This is a genomic window from Micromonospora sp. NPDC005254 (assembly GCF_042872525.1).
In the GTDB taxonomy this organism is placed as follows: Bacteria; Actinomycetota; Actinomycetes; order Mycobacteriales; family Micromonosporaceae; genus Micromonospora.
This window is the reverse complement of the sequence record NZ_JBIAKM010000001.1, coordinates 45,949-60,231: the sequence shown is the minus strand read 5'-3', so window position 1 is coordinate 60,231 and position 14,283 is coordinate 45,949. Positions and strand designations below refer to the sequence as shown.

Below are 14,283 nucleotides of genomic sequence, written 5' to 3'. Positions count from 1 at the left end.
AGCGCGGGGTCAGGCGGTGCGGAGTTCCTTGGCGAGGAGTTCGGCGATCTGGGCGGTGTTGAGGGCCGCGCCTTTGCGGAGGTTGTCGCCGGTGACGAAGAAGTCGAGGGCGCGCGGATCGTCCAGGGCGCGGCGGATCCGGCCGACCCACGACGGGTCGGTGCCGACCGCGTCGATCGGCATCGGGAACTCACCGGCGGCGGGGTCGTCGACCAGGATCACGCCGGGGGCGTTGCGCAGCGCCTCGCGGGCGCCCTCGGCGTCGACCTCGGTGGCGAAGACCGCGTGCACGGCCACCGAGTGGCCGGTCACCACCGGCACGCGCACGCAGGTGGCGCTGACCTTGAGGTCGGGCAGGCCGAGGATCTTCCGCGACTCGTTGCGGATCTTCATCTCCTCCGACGACCAGCCGCCGTCGGCCGACGAGCCCGCCCAGGGCACCACGTTGAGCGCCAGCGGCGCCGGGAACGGGCCCAGGTCGTCGCCGACCGCCTGGCGGACGTCGCCGGTACGCGAGCCGAGCGCGCGATCCCCGGCGACCTTGGCGAGCTGGTCGTGCAGGATGTCCACGCCGGCCTGACCGGCGCCGGAGACCGCCTGGTAGGAGGCGAGCACCAGCTCCCGCAGACCGTACTCGCGGTGCAGGGGCGCGACCGCGACGATCATCGCGAGGGTGGTGCAGTTGGCGTTCGCGATGATGCCCCGAGGCCGGTTGCGGACCTGCTCGGGATTGATCTCCGGAACGACCAGCGGGACGTCCCGGTCCATCCGGAACGCGCCGGAGTTGTCCACCGCGATCGCGCCACGGGCGACGGCGATGGGCGCCCACTCGGCGGAGACCTCGTCGGGCACGTCGAACATCGCCACGTCGACCCCGTCGAACACCTCCGGGGTCAGCGCCTGGACGACGAGGTCCTCGCCCCGGCAGCGCACCCGCTTCCCGACCGAGCGCTCGGAGGCGAGGAGCCGGATCTCACCCCAGACGTTGCGACGTCCGCTGAGCAGCTCACACATCACGGTGCCGACGGCACCTGTCGCTCCGACCACGGCGAGGGTGGGCAGCGCCGTCATCGGCGCTACCTACCCGTCCCGGCGTAGACCACGGCTTCGGTGTCGCCGCCCAGCTCGAACTGATCGTGGATGGCGCGGACCGCGGCGTCGAGGTCGGTGTCCCGGCAGACGACGGAGACGCGGATCTCGGAGGTGGAGATCATCTCGATGTTGACCCCGGCGGCGCCCAGCGCGGCGAAGAAGCCGGCGGCCACGCCGGGGTGCGAGCGCATGCCGGCGCCGATCAGGGAGACCTTGCCGACGTGGTCGTCGTAGAGCAGGCCCTTGAACTTGACCGGCTCCTGGATCTTGCTGAGGGCTGCCATCGCGGTCGGGCCGTCGGCCTTGGGCAGCGTGAACGAGATGTCCGTACGGCCGGTGCCCTCGGTGGAGACGTTCTGCACGATCATGTCGATGTTGATCTCGGCGCCGGCGACGGTGTCGAAGATCCGCGCGGCGGCACCCGGCTCGTCGGGCACCCCGACGATCGTGATCTTGGCCTCGCTGCGGTCGTGCGCGACCCCGGTGATCAGTGCCTGCTCCACGGAAAGGTCCTCCATCGATCCGGTGACCATCGTGCCGGTGTTGGTCGAGTATGACGAACGGACGTGGATCGGCAACCCCGCCCGGCGGGCGTACTCCACGCTACGCAGGTGCAGCACCTTCGCGCCGCACGCGGCCAGCTCCAGCATCTCCTCGTAGGTGATGTCCTTGATGTGCCGGGCGTTGGGAACGATCCGCGGGTCGGCGGTGAAGATGCCGTCCACGTCGGTGTAGATCTCGCAGACATCGGCGTGCAGCGCGGCGGCGAGCGCGACGGCCGTGGTGTCCGAGCCGCCGCGGCCCAGCGTGGTGACGTCCTTGGTGTCCTGCGAGACGCCCTGGAAACCGGCCACGATGACCACCGAGCCCTCGTCGAGCGCGCCCTTGAGCCGCCCCGGGGTGACATCGATGATCCGCGCCCGGCCGTGCACCGAGGTGGTGATCACACCGGCCTGCGAGCCGGTGAACGAGCGGGCTTCGTACCCCAGGTTGTGGATGGCCATGGCCAGCAGGGCCATGGAGATCCGCTCCCCGGCGGTGAGCAGCATGTCCAGCTCGCGGCCCGGCGGCAGCGGGCTGACCTGGTTGGCCAGGTCGAGCAGCTCGTCGGTGGTGTCCCCCATCGCGGAGACCACCACCACCACGTCGTCGCCGGCCTTGCGGGCGGCGACGATGCGCTCGGCCACCCGCTTGATCCGCTCGGCGTTGGCGACGGAGGACCCGCCGTACTTCTGCACCACGAGTGCCACGACGGTGCACTCCCTCCCAGTGACCCTGAGCGTGCCGACGCCGCCGGAACCGGGGCCGGCGGCGCGTGTCAGACCCCATGAGGGTATCGGGCGGGCCACGGCGGCGGGTCGGGTGATCCCACGATCCGGCCCGCGCGGCCGTGCGGGCAACGCGGGCGGCCAGGTCCGCGAGTTCGGGCGGTACGCCGAAAGGCCGCGCCCGACACGCCGGGGCGGACGGCTGCCCGCCGCTGCCCGCGCCTGGCCCGCACCCACCAGAATGGGCCGGTGCCCGTCCTCTTTCGCTCGGCCGGCCGCGTGCTCGGGCCGCTCGTGTTCGCCCTGCCGGCAGTCCTGGTCTCCTGCACCAGCGAGCGGCCTCCGCCTCCGCCGCCAGCCGACCCCGGCCCGGTCGAGGTGGACGCCACCCGGGACGAGCTGGCCGCCCTGGCCGCCGCCGCACAGGATCGCCACCTGGTGGCGCGCTACGTGTTCACCCGGACCGGCCAACCGGACCGCAGCATCGTGTTCACCAGCGCGAACGACGGCAGTTGGCGGGTCGACGTGCCGGGCGGGGCGCTGGGTGGCACCGCCGACGTCTCGCTGGCCGCGACCGGCGACGGGCTGTTCCAGTGCGCGCTGCCCTCGACCGGTCACCCGGAGCCGGCGCGCTGCGTACGCCTCGGCGAACGTGACGACGCCCTCCCGCGCCGGCTGGACCCCCGGATCCAGCATCCGCTCACCGACTGGCTGGACGTGCTGACCGACCGGCGCGCGCCGCTCGCGGTGGCCCTGGCCGCCACGCCCAAGGGGCTGACCGGCACCTGCTACTCGGTCGACTCCACCTCCGCCTCGCTGAACGCGCCGTTGGACGTCGGCATCTACTGCTACGACACCGACGGCACGCCGACCGGCGTCCGGACCGACGCCGGCACGCTGCGGCTGGCGGCCCCGCCCGGCCCGGCGCCCGCCACCGTGCAGCTCGCCGGGCCGGTGGTGGACGCGGAACCCCTCGACACGGCGGCCCCTCCGACGCCCGATCCGACACTCAGCCCGAGCGCGGGAACGTCCTGATCTTCATCCCGTTACGGGTGCTTTTGCCCACATCCCGCAGGCCCACGTTGAGTGGCGAATCACCCATACAGGACGATTCTCGGCATGGCTGACCTGACCCCGCTGCTCGCCTTCCGCTGGAGCCCTCGGGCCTTCGACCCGAGCGCCACCCTGACCTCGGACGAGGCGGCCTCGCTGCTGGAGGCCGCGCGGTGGGCGCCGTCGGCGGACAACGGGCAGCCCTGGCGGTTCGCCCTCGGCCACCGGGACGACCAGAACTGGAAACGGATCCTGATCAACCTTCCCGCCGACGACCAGGGCTGGGCCCGGCACGCCGCGACCCTGGTGGTCGGCGCGCACACCGGCGGCGACGCCGAGCGGGCCGCGTACGACCTCGGTCAGGCGATCGCCCACCTGACCCTGCAGGCCACCGCGCTCGGTCTGCACGTCCGCCAGCTCGTCCGCTTCGACCGGGCCGGCCTCGCCACCGAACTCGACCTGCCCGGCGGCGTCCGACCGCTTGTGGTCGCCGCCGTCGGTCGGCTCGGAGATCCCTTCGCCCTCCCGGCCGAGCTGCGCGCCCGGGAGACCGGCCTGCGGCACCGCCGGCCGGTCGCCGACCTGCTGCTCGCCTGATCACCTGATCGGGTCAGCCGCACCGCTGGCCCGCAGCAGAACCCCCGCGGCGTCGGTGTTGCGGTAGAGCACATGCCGACCCTGTCGGGACCGGCCGACCAGGCCGGCGGCGTGCAACGCGGCCAGGTGCTGCGAGACGTTTCCGGCCGACATCCCGGTGAGCCGGGCCAGGTCGGTGGTGGTGGTGGCCGTGTCGAGCAGGTGCAGCAGCGCGGCGCGGCCGGGGCCGATCACCCGTGCCAGCGGGTCGCCAGGCGGTGGCGCGGTCGCCTCCCAGAGCGTCCCGACCGCCCGGACCGGGTACGCGGCGGCCGGCAACGAGTCCTCCAGCAGGTTCCACAGCACCCGACGTTCGCTGAACACCGTCGGGTTCAGCGCCAACCCACGGTCCCGCAGGTCGAAGTCCCGCGCGAACGGGTCGTCGCTGACCACCCGGTCGCCGAGCCAGCGCAGGCTCGGGTGGAGCTGCTCGAAGAACCGTCCGGCGCCGTTCTCGGCGAGCTGTGCGGCCCGGTACGCCACGTCGGCGTCGAGCAGCGCCCGCATCCGCGACCAGTCCGGGGCGATCGCCTCGTCGTACCAGACCCGCACCGCGTCGACGAGCTGTGGCAACAGCCCACGGGGGTCGGCGAGCAGCGCCCGCCCGAACGGACTGAGCGGCCGGCGCCCGGTCGTCGACAGCAGATCCTGGACCACCACGGCCGACGGCGTCGCCGCGATCTGGTCGAGCTGCTCGGTCACCTCCACGTTCGGGCGGGCCGCCGGGGTGAGGAAGTCGGGCAACGGGCAACCCCGCCAGGTCAGCTCCTTCAGCGGTCGGACCCGGGCGGCGACCTCGGGACGGCGCAGGGTCACCCGGGCCCGGTCGATCCAGGGCAGGTGCACCGGGTAGCGGATCGGGCTGGCCAGCGCCCACATGCTCATGACCGTCTCGTTGACCGGCGACACGGCGAGCCGCACTCTCGCGACGTCGGCCAGGCTGAACCGCAACTCGGACACGCGCCCTCCCCCGGGAGCAGGATTCGGTCCAGCCTAAAAGGCTCGACCGATCTATTCGGTCCCGGTTCACTTCTCGGCCATGGGGGCCAGAGAAACCATCCGCACCGCTGTCCACAACGTCGTACCGCCGGCCGGGCTGACCCGCGCGCTGGCCGTGCAGGCCATGGTCTACGCCGTCGGCAGCGGCCTGTTCCACGCTGGCAGCGCCGTCTTCTTCACCCGGGCGCTGGGGCTCAGCGCCGCCCAGGTCGGGCTGGGCCTGTCCATCTCGGCGGGGGTGTCACTGCTGGGCACGGTGCCGCTGGGCGGGCTCACCGACCGGTACGGACCGCAGCGGGTCTGGGTGGTCGGGCTGGTGCTGGACGCGGCGCTCTTCGCGTCGTACCCGTTCGTGGGTGGCTTCGCCGGTTTCCTCGCCGTGGTGGTGGCGCTGGCGGCGGTGGACGCGTCGACAGGCGTGGCCCGGCAGGTCTACTCGATCAACGCGCTCCCGTCGGCCGAACGGGTCACCGCGATGGCGTACCAGCGCTCGTCGCTGAACGTCGGATTCGGGCTGGGCGCGGTGATCAGCGGCCTGGTGCTGGCGGTGGACACGATCGAGGCGTACCGCGCGATGGTCTGGTTCATCGCGGCGGTGATCCTGGTGACGGCCCTGTTCGTACGACGACTGCCCCGCCTGCCGCAGGTGGCCCGGCCGGTGGAGCCGATGGGTCGGCTCGCCGTGCTGCGGGACCGCCCGTTCATTACGGTGTCCCTGCTGTCCGGGCTGCTCACCGCGCACCAGACGCTCTACCTGACGGTGCTGCCGCTCTGGATCCTCACCCACACCGACGCCCCGAAGACGGTGATCGCCGCTCTGGTGCTGCTCAACACGGTCCTGATCGTGCTGCTCCAGGTACGCGTCAGCCGGGGCGCCGACACCGCCGCCGGCGCGGCCCGGGCCTCTCGACGGGGTGCCCTGCTCATCGCCCTGGCCTGCCTGGTCCTGCCGATCTCCGGGGTCACCCGGGGCCCGCTCACCGTCGTGGTGCTGGTGGCCGCCGCGACGCTGCTGATCCTGGCCGAGCTGATCCAGTCGGCGGGCGCCTGGGGGCTCACCGCCACCCTTCCGCCGGACGACCAGCGCGGCGCGTACGTGGGGGCGCTGCGGCTCGGCGAGCAGGTGCAGTACCTGATCGCCCCCGCGGGGCTGACCGCGCTCGGCGTGACCACCGGCGGCTGGGGTTGGTTACCGACGGCAGCGATCTTCGTGCTGGTCGGAGCGGCGATCGTGCCCGCCGTGGCCTGGGCCGAACGGACGCCGAGGCTGGGTGCCGAGGTCCAGGAGCAGACCATGACGCCGGTCCCATAGTCCGGACCGGCCTTTCCACCCCCGGTTCCATCACGTAGGGTGACTTGGTCATGTGGCGGGCGCTTCTTCTCCTTAGCCGCCGCGACGGGGCCTGACCGGCCGGCACCTCGTCGCGGAGTCGCATCGCGCCGTCCAGCACATCTGAGTTTCCTCTCGGCACCGCCGCGCACCGTCGCCCGGCACCTCGCCGACACCTTCCGATCTGCTGACGCCACATGTTCCAGGGAGCACTCTGAGATGGCTCAACCTGTCACCGACGCCGAGACCGATCCGATCGCCCGGCAGCGCCCCAGCCGGATGCCGTACCACCGCTACCAGCCCTACCGGGAGCAGTTCCGGATCGACCTGCCGGATCGCACCTGGCCCACCCGCACCGTCGAGGCCGCCCCGCGCTGGTGCGCGGTGGATCTCCGGGACGGCAACCAGGCGCTGATCGACCCGATGTCGCCCGAGCGCAAGCGGCGGATGTTCCAGCTGCTGGTCCAGATGGGCTACAAGGAGATCGAGGTCGGCTTCCCGTCGGCCAGCCAGACCGACTTCGACTTCGTCCGGCAGCTCATCGAGCAGGACATGATCCCGGACGACGTCACCATCCAGGTGCTCACCCAGTGCCGGGAGCACCTGATCGACCGGACGTTCGAGTCGCTGCGCGGCGCGAAGCGGGCCATCGTGCACTTCTACAACTCGACCTCCACCCTCCAGCGGCGGGTGGTCTTCGGTCTGGACAAGGACGGCATCGCCGACATCGCCACCACCGGTGCGCGGCTCTGCCAGAAGTACGCGGAGATCCACACCCCGGACACGGAGATCTTCTACGAGTACTCGCCGGAGTCGTACACGGGCACCGAACTGGAGTACGCGCTGGAGGTCTGCTCCCGGGTGATCGACGTGATCGACCCGACGCCGGACCGGCCGCTGATCATCAACCTGCCGGCCACCGTCGAGATGGCCACCCCGAACGTGTACGCCGACTCGATCGAGTGGATGCACCGGCGCCTGCCGCGCCGCGACAGCGTCGTGCTGAGCCTGCACCCGCACAACGACCGGGGCACCGGGGTGGCCGCCGCCGAGCTGGGCCTGCTGGCCGGCGCGGACCGGATCGAGGGCTGCCTGTTCGGCAACGGCGAGCGCACCGGCAACGTCGACCTGGTGACGCTGGGGCTCAACCTCTTCTCCCAGGGCATCGACCCGATGATCGACTTCTCGAACATCGACGAGATCCGGCGGGCCGTCGAGTACTGCAACCAGCTCCCGGTGCACGAGCGCCACCCGTACGCGGGCGACCTGGTCTACACCGCCTTCTCCGGCTCCCACCAGGACGCCATCAAGAAGGGCTTCGACGCCCTCGCCGCCGACGCGAAGGCGGCCGGCGTGCCGATGGACGAGCACACCTGGGCGGTCCCGTACCTGCCGATCGACCCGAAGGACCTGGGCCGCACCTACGAGGCAGTCATCCGGGTCAACTCGCAGTCCGGCAAGGGCGGCGTCGCGTACATCATGAAGAGCGAGCACCAACTGGACCTGCCCCGCCGACTCCAGATCGAGTTCTCCGGGGTCGTGCAGCAGGTCACCGACCACGACGGCGGCGAGGTCGACCCGCGCGCCATGTGGGAGATCTTCGCGACGCACTACCTGCTCGACCACCAGCCCGACCCGGCGATCCGGTTCGGCGGCTACACGATCGGCACCACCGACGGCAAGGTCGAGATCGAGGCACAGGTCGGCGTGGGCGGCGAGCAACGGTCGCTCACCGCGGTCGGCAACGGCCCGATCGACGCGTACGTCAACGCGCTCGGTTCGGTCGGGGTGGGCGTCCGGGTGCTCGACTACCACGAGCACGCGCTGTCCTCCGGTGGGGACGCGCAGGCCGCCGCCTATGTGGAGTGCGAGGTGGACGGTCGGACGGTCTGGGGTGTCGGCACCGACGCCAACATCGTCACCGCGTCGATCAAGGCGGTCACCAGCGCCGTCAACCGCGCGCGCGGTTGACCTGGCTGAGGGAGGGCATCCGGTGCCCTCCCTCAGCCCCGGCGGGCCGGTGGCGTGGCGGCGGGCATCGAGTGGCAGGGCTGCGACGGCGGGGCCGCCCGGGGCGGTCGGTGCACCAGCACAAGAGCCAGCACCGCTCCGGCCAGCAGCAGCCCCGCACACCAGGCCAGCGCTCCCCGGAACGCGTCGGTCAGCTCGGTCTTCTGCTCGTACCCGCCGCCGGAGAGGCCGACCAGCAGCGGCAGCGCGGCCACCGCGAGCAGACCGCCCGCTCGGGACGCGGCGTTGTTGAAGCCGCTGGCCACCCCGGAGAACCGGTCCTGCACCGCCGCGAGCACCGACGCGGTCAGCGGCGCCACCACCAGGGTCAGCCCGAGGCCGAAGAGCAGCACCCCGGGCAGCACGTCGGTCCAGTACGACGCGCCCGGGCCGACGCCGCGCAGCAGCAGCAGACCGGCGGCGGCCACCACCGGCCCGACGGTCAGCAGCAGCCGGGGGCCGATCCGCGCCGACAGCGCGCCCGCCCGGGCCGACCCGATGAGCAGCAGCACCGTCATCGGCAGCAGCGAGATCCCGGTGCGGAAGGCCGACCACTCGACCACGTTCTGCAGGTAGACGGCGAAGAAGAAGGTGAAGCCGTTGAGCGCCGCGTAGACCACCACGGTGAAGATGTTCAGGACGGAGAAGAGCCGGCTGCCGAACAGCCCGGTGGGCAGCATCGCCGTGTCGCCGCGCCGCCGTTCCAGCAGGACGAAGGCCACCGCGGCCACCACCCCGACCAGCGCGGAGATCAGCACCGACGCCGAGGTGAAGCCCCGGGCGGGCGCGTCGATCAGGGCGTACGTGACGCCGGCGAGCGCCAGCGCGCCGAGCAGCGCCCCGGCCACGTCGAACCGGCGTCGGGTCCGGCCCGGCCCCTGCGTCCGGGAGGCGTTCTCGTCGCGACTCTCCGGCACCCAGCGGGCGGTGGCCAGCACCACCAGCACGGCGATCGGCAGGTTCAGGAAGAAGATCCACCGCCACGATAGCGCGTCGATCAGCCAGCCACCGAGGAACGGGCCCAGCGCGGTGGACACACCGGACAACCCGGCCCAGGCGCCGATCGCCTTCCCCCGGTCGTCCGGGTGGAAGCTGGCCTGGAGCACCGACAGGGAGCCGGGGGTGAGCAGCGCCCCGCCAGCGCCCTGGAGGAACCGGGCCCCGATCAGCCAACCGGTGCCCTGGGACAGCCCGCACAGCACCGAGGCCAGGGTGAACCACGCCACGCCGATCAGGAAGACCCGTCGTCGGCCGAAGCGGTCCCCGAGCGCCCCACCGAGCAGCACGAACGCCGCCAGCATCAGCAGGTACCCGTTCACGGTCCACTGGAGATCGGCCACGTTGGCCCCGAGATCCTGGCCGAGTTTCGGCAGCGCCACGTTGACGACGGTGCTGTCGAGGAAGACCATGCCGGAGGCGAGCACCGCGGCGAGCAGCGTCCCCCGGCCGGCGGCGGTGCCCATCCGCAGAGCGGGCGACGGTACGGCTGTGGTCATCTCACCAATCTGCCTTGCACGATGTGGGAGACGCCACGAAACGCCGAAACCATGCCCGGGTACTGTGCGCAATCGCCGGGAGCCCGCAAGCTGGAGAGGTGTCGTCTGTGCGTACCAGATCAGGACCGCGCGCGGCGGTGACCGCGCTCGTCGCGGCGCTGGCGCTCGGCGTAGCCGGTTGCGTCCCTCCGGACGAGACCGGAACGCCGCCACCACCGACGGACGGCGGCAACGCGGCGCAGCAGCTGGGCCAGCTGACCGTCGCCAACGCCGGCTCGATGAAGGGCTACAGCCGCGACCGCTTTCCGCACTGGCGGAACACGGGTAAGAACTGCGACGTGCGGGACAGCATCCTGCAACGCGACGGCAAGGACGTGAAGCTGTCCGGCTGCAACGTCGTCGGCGGTCGCTGGGAGAGCGCGTACGACGGTCGCAGCGCCACCGATCCCTCCGACGTGGACATCGACCACATGGTGCCGTTGGCCAACGCGTGGCGCTCGGGCGCCGACGAGTGGGACGACGCGAAGCGCGGCGACTTCGCCAACGACACGACCCGGCCGCAGCTCCTCGCGGTTTCCGCGTCCTCCAATCGGGCAAAGGGTGACCAGGACCCGTCCCAGTGGAAACCGGCGAACCGGTCGTACTGGTGCCAATACGCCAAAGACTGGGTGGCGGTCAAGCACCACTGGCGGCTGACGGTGACCAGTGCCGAGAAGGCCGCCCTGACCGACATGCTGGAGGGCTGCTGATGAGCGAGGGAGCCGTGACAGGCGGCGAGGCGAAGGGTGACACAGGCCCGGCCGCGGCGGGCATGACGGCGGATGGCAGCGCCGAACCCTCGGCCGCCGTGCCGGGGGCCGGCATGGTCGCCGATTCCGACGGCGCCGGTGGCCCGCAGAGCCGCACGGCCGACATCGTGCCCGGTCCGGGCGGGGTGATGACCGACGAGGTCGGGGTGGTCACCGGCGAGCTGACCCTGCGCACCGAGTACGCCGACGGCAAGGTCACGCTGCGGGTGCAGTACAAGGACGCGGACGAGTGGTACGCGGTGACCGGCGGCTCGGTGCCGCTCGCCGACCCGGCGGGGCTGGACGCGGTGCACGCCGTGGCGGTGGCCCTGCTGCACCGCCCGGAGGGCTGACGCCACACCCGGGCACCGTCGACCCGTGAGACCGGGGGCCGTCCTGTGGCAGGACGGCCCCCGGTCTCGTCACGGCGTCGGGATCACCTCACTGCGGCATCACGGCGCCGGATCACCGCACTGTGTCGTCACGGCGTCGGGATCAACTCACCCGGCGGGTCGAGCGGGCCGGTGCCCTCGGCCGGGCGCACCAGCTCCACCTCGACCTCGTGTGGCCGGATCCGGCCGGCGGCGATGTCCTCGGCGAAGTGGCAGGCCACCCGGTGCCCGCCGACCACGTCGCGCAGCGCCGGCCGCTCGCTGGCGCAGCGGGTCGGCTGCGCCCACGGGCACCGGGTGTGGAACCGGCAGCCCGACGGCGGGTTGGTGGGCGAGGGTAGGTCGCCGGCGAGCAGGATGCGCTCCCGACGGTCCTCGACGACCGGGTCGGGCACCGGCACCGCGGACATCAGCGCCCGGGTGTACGGGTGCATCGGCTCGCGGTAGAGGTCGTCGCTGGACGCCTCCTCCACCAGACCACCCAGGTACATGACGCCCACCGTGTCGGCGATGTGCCGGACCACCGCCAGGTCGTGCGCGATGATCAGGTACGTCAGGCCGCGCTCGTTCTGCAGGTCCTCGAGCAGGTTGAGCACCTGCGCCTGGATCGACACGTCCAGTGCGGAGACCGGCTCGTCGGCGACGATCAGGTCCGGGTTGAGCACCAGGGCCCGGGCGATGCCGATTCGCTGGCGCTGGCCACCGGAGAACTCGTGCGGGTACTTGCTGAGAGCCGACGCGGGCAGGCCCACCGCCTCCAGCGTCTCGCGCAACCGCCGGTTCGTCTCGGCCTTGTCGCCGGCCAGCCCGTGCGCCTTCAGGCCCTCCACGAGCAGCGACTCCACCGACTGTCGAGGGTCGAGGCTGGAGAGCGGATCCTGGAAGATCATCTGCATGCGGCGGCGGGCGTGCCGCATCGCCTCGCCCTTGAGGGAGCGGACGTCAGTGCCGTCGAAGACGATCTCGCCGTCGGTGGGCTCGACGAGCCGGAGCAGGCCACGGCCCAGCGTCGACTTGCCGCAGCCCGACTCGCCGACCAGGCCGTACGTCTCGCCCTTGCGGATGCTCAGCGACACGCCGTCGACGGCGTAGACGTAGCCGATGGTCCGGTCGAAGAGCAGACCGCTCTTGATCGGAAAGTGGACCTTGACGTCGCGCAGCTCGATCAGCGGGGTGGTCTCTTCGGTCATCGGGCCGCCACCTCCTCGGAGACGGGGTTGTTGCAGCGCAGGTCGCCGCCGGTGGCGGTGGGTTCGAGCGGCGGAGGCCCCTCCAGGCACGCGTCCACGACGTTGTCGCACCGGGGGGCGAACGCGCACCCCTCGGTCCACGGGATGTTGTCGGAGACCGACCCGCGGATGGCGTGCAGCCGCTCACCGCGCGGTGAGTCCAGCCGCGGCACCGAGTTGAGCAACCCGTGGGTGTACGGGTGCCGGGCGTGCGCGAACAGCTCGTGCCGTCGGGCCCGCTCCACGACTTTGCCGCCGTAGAGCACGTTGACTGTGTCACAGAGCCCGGCCACCACGCCCAGGTCGTGCGTGATCATCACGAGCGCGGTGCCGGTGTCGTCGACCAACTGCTTGAGCAGGGTGAGGATCTGCGCCTGGATGGTCACGTCGAGCGCGGTGGTCGGCTCGTCGGCGATCAGCAGTCGAGGCTTGCAGGCCAGGGCGATGGCGATCAGCGCGCGCTGGCGCATTCCGCCGGAGATCTGGTGCGGGTACTCGCTGAGTCGCCGTTGCGGGTCGGGAATCCCGACGGCGTCGAGCAGGTCGCGTGCTTCCCGCAGCGCCTGCTTGCGGTCCCGGCCCTGGTGGCGTTCCAGCACCTCGGCCACCTGGACGCCGATCGGGATGACCGGGTTCAGCGACGACAACGGGTCCTGGAAGATCATGCTGATCTCCCGGCCGCGCCGGTCCCGCATGTCGTCCGGTCGCAGCTTCAGCAGGTCGGCGCCCTCGAAGAGCACCTCCCCGGTGACCTTGTTGCCCCGCTTGGGCAGCAGGCCCATGATGGCCAGGCTGGTCACGCTCTTGCCGCAGCCGGACTCACCGACCAGGCCGACGGTCTGCCCCGGCTCCACGGTGAAGCTGACCTTGTCGACGGCGGTGAAGGGCCGCTCGCCCCGCCGCTGGAACACGACGCTCAGGTCACGGACGTCGAGCAGGCTCATCGGGTCACTTCCTCTCGCCGGCTCACGCCGGCCGTGCTGATTGCGCGCACCGCGGTCACCGCCGGTTCTTCGGGTCGATCGCCTCGCGCATCGCCTCACCCAGCAGGGTGAAGCCGAGCGCGACCACGATGATCGCGAGCGCCGGGTAGTACGCCAGCTCCGGACGGACCTCGAAGTAGCGCTGACCGTCCACGCCGAGCATCAGGCCCCACTCGGCCCGGTTGATGTCCGGGTCGCCGAGGCCCAGGAACGAGAGCGCCGCGGCGTCCAGGATGGCCACCGCGAAGGTCAGGGTGGCCTGCACGATCACGGCGGTCAGTGAGTTGGGCAGCATGTGCCGCAGCACGATGTTGCGCTCCTTGACGCCGAGCGCGCGGGCGGCGAGCACGTGGTCGCTCTCCCGCTGGGCAAGCATCGAGCCGCGCAGCAGTCGGGCGAAGATCGGCACGTTGACGATGGCCACCGCGAAGATGACCGTCCACTGGCTCGATCGGCTGGCCATCGCGACCAGGGTGATCGCGAGCAGCAGGCTCGGCAGGGCCAGCATCACGTCGGTGAGTCGCATCAGGACGACGTCGACCCAACCGCCGAAGGCGCCGGCGACCGCGCCGATCAGCACACCGAGAGCCAGACCGATGAGGGTGGCGAGCACGCCCACGAACAGCGTCTGCCGCGCCCCGTAGATCATCCGGGTCAGGAAGTCCCGGCCGAGCGGGTCGGAGCCGAGCGGGAAGTCACCGCTGGCACCCGGGATGCTGTCCACGGTGAGGTTCTTCGTGAGCTCCTCGAAGCGCTGCACCGGGTCGTGCGGCGCGATGAGCGGGGCGAAGATCGCTACCAGGACGAACAGTCCGACGATGCTGGCGCCGACGATGGCGACCGGGTTGCGCCGCAGCCGGCGCACGGCGTCGCGGACGAGGCTGATGCCGCCCCGGTCGGACGCGCTGGCGCGGGCCAACTCGTCCAGTCGTGCCTTCTTGCGGTCGCCGAGCACGCCGATGCTGCGTTCGCTCATGCCGGGGCGGGGCTTGTCGTCCCCGCTGCGG

Annotated in this window: 13 protein-coding genes; 6 read left to right on the top strand and 7 right to left on the bottom strand. The window is 71.8% G+C overall.

Annotated elements, in window-relative coordinates:
• Positions 1-9: 9 nt before the first annotated feature.
• Positions 10-1,071 carry an aspartate-semialdehyde dehydrogenase gene (locus ACFYPR_RS00285; protein WP_387258116.1) on the bottom strand — a complete coding sequence of 354 codons (1,062 nt, stop codon included), beginning with the start codon at positions 1,069-1,071 and terminating at the stop codon, positions 10-12.
• 5 nt (positions 1,072-1,076) lie between these two features.
• Positions 1,077-2,342, bottom strand: coding sequence for an aspartate kinase (locus ACFYPR_RS00280; RefSeq protein WP_354856481.1), 1,266 nt, complete (start codon positions 2,340-2,342; stop codon positions 1,077-1,079).
• 267 nt (positions 2,343-2,609) lie between these two features.
• On the opposite strand from ACFYPR_RS00280, the gene ACFYPR_RS00275 reads away from it, so the two are divergent.
• Both ACFYPR_RS00275 and ACFYPR_RS00270 read left to right on the top strand, forming a co-directional pair.
• Complete coding sequence (locus tag ACFYPR_RS00275) at positions 2,610-3,395, top strand: hypothetical protein (RefSeq protein ID WP_355135846.1); 786 nt, start codon at positions 2,610-2,612, stop codon at positions 3,393-3,395.
• An 84-nt stretch (positions 3,396-3,479) separates the two neighbouring features.
• Positions 3,480-4,010, top strand: coding sequence for a nitroreductase family protein (locus ACFYPR_RS00270; RefSeq protein WP_354856475.1), 531 nt, complete (start codon positions 3,480-3,482; stop codon positions 4,008-4,010).
• Here ACFYPR_RS00270 and ACFYPR_RS00265 read toward each other — a convergent pair whose 3' ends face one another.
• Complete coding sequence (locus ACFYPR_RS00265) at positions 4,011-5,009, bottom strand: ArsR family transcriptional regulator (protein WP_354856472.1); 999 nt, start codon at positions 5,007-5,009, stop codon at positions 4,011-4,013. It lies immediately after the preceding gene.
• A gap of 79 nt (positions 5,010-5,088) precedes the next feature.
• Here ACFYPR_RS00265 and ACFYPR_RS00260 point away from each other — a divergent pair, with 79 nt between their 5' ends.
• Positions 5,089-6,360 carry an MFS transporter gene (locus tag ACFYPR_RS00260; RefSeq protein ID WP_387258113.1) on the top strand — a complete coding sequence of 424 codons (1,272 nt, stop codon included), beginning with the start codon at positions 5,089-5,091 and terminating at the stop codon, positions 6,358-6,360.
• 237 nt (positions 6,361-6,597) lie between these two features.
• Positions 6,598-8,349 (top strand): 2-isopropylmalate synthase, encoded by a 1,752-nt coding sequence (gene leuA, locus ACFYPR_RS00255; RefSeq protein WP_387177829.1) that lies wholly within the window; start codon positions 6,598-6,600, stop codon positions 8,347-8,349.
• A gap of 32 nt (positions 8,350-8,381) precedes the next feature.
• Here the strand turns inward: leuA and ACFYPR_RS00250 are convergent, their stop codons facing one another.
• Positions 8,382-9,884 (bottom strand): MFS transporter, encoded by a 1,503-nt coding sequence (locus ACFYPR_RS00250; protein WP_387258112.1) that lies wholly within the window; start codon positions 9,882-9,884, stop codon positions 8,382-8,384.
• A 107-nt stretch (positions 9,885-9,991) separates the two neighbouring features.
• Between ACFYPR_RS00250 and ACFYPR_RS00245 the strand changes: the two genes are divergently transcribed.
• Together ACFYPR_RS00245 and ACFYPR_RS00240 are read left to right on the top strand one after the other, a co-directional pair.
• Entirely contained in the window at positions 9,992-10,633 is a 642-nt protein-coding gene (locus ACFYPR_RS00245) for an HNH endonuclease family protein (protein ID WP_355064859.1), read from the top strand.
• Positions 10,633-11,025 (top strand): hypothetical protein, encoded by a 393-nt coding sequence (locus ACFYPR_RS00240; RefSeq protein WP_355064857.1) that lies wholly within the window; start codon positions 10,633-10,635, stop codon positions 11,023-11,025. Before ACFYPR_RS00245 ends, ACFYPR_RS00240 begins: the two co-directional genes overlap by 1 nt.
• 128 nt (positions 11,026-11,153) lie before the next feature.
• On the opposite strand, the gene ACFYPR_RS00235 is transcribed toward ACFYPR_RS00240, so the two are convergent.
• From ACFYPR_RS00235 to ACFYPR_RS00225, 3 genes are read right to left on the bottom strand one after another with little or no spacing between them, the layout of a single operon-like run.
• A complete protein-coding gene (locus ACFYPR_RS00235) occupies positions 11,154-12,254 on the bottom strand; it encodes an oligopeptide/dipeptide ABC transporter ATP-binding protein (RefSeq protein WP_354856455.1) in 1,101 nt (366 codons plus the stop codon).
• Positions 12,251-13,237 carry an ABC transporter ATP-binding protein gene (locus ACFYPR_RS00230; protein ID WP_354856452.1) on the bottom strand — a complete coding sequence of 329 codons (987 nt, stop codon included), beginning with the start codon at positions 13,235-13,237 and terminating at the stop codon, positions 12,251-12,253. Before ACFYPR_RS00230 ends, ACFYPR_RS00235 begins: the two co-directional genes overlap by 4 nt.
• Positions 13,238-13,292: 55 nt before the next feature.
• Entirely contained in the window at positions 13,293-14,252 is a 960-nt protein-coding gene (locus ACFYPR_RS00225; RefSeq protein WP_354856549.1) for an ABC transporter permease, read from the bottom strand.
• Positions 14,253-14,283: the final 31 nt, after the last annotated feature.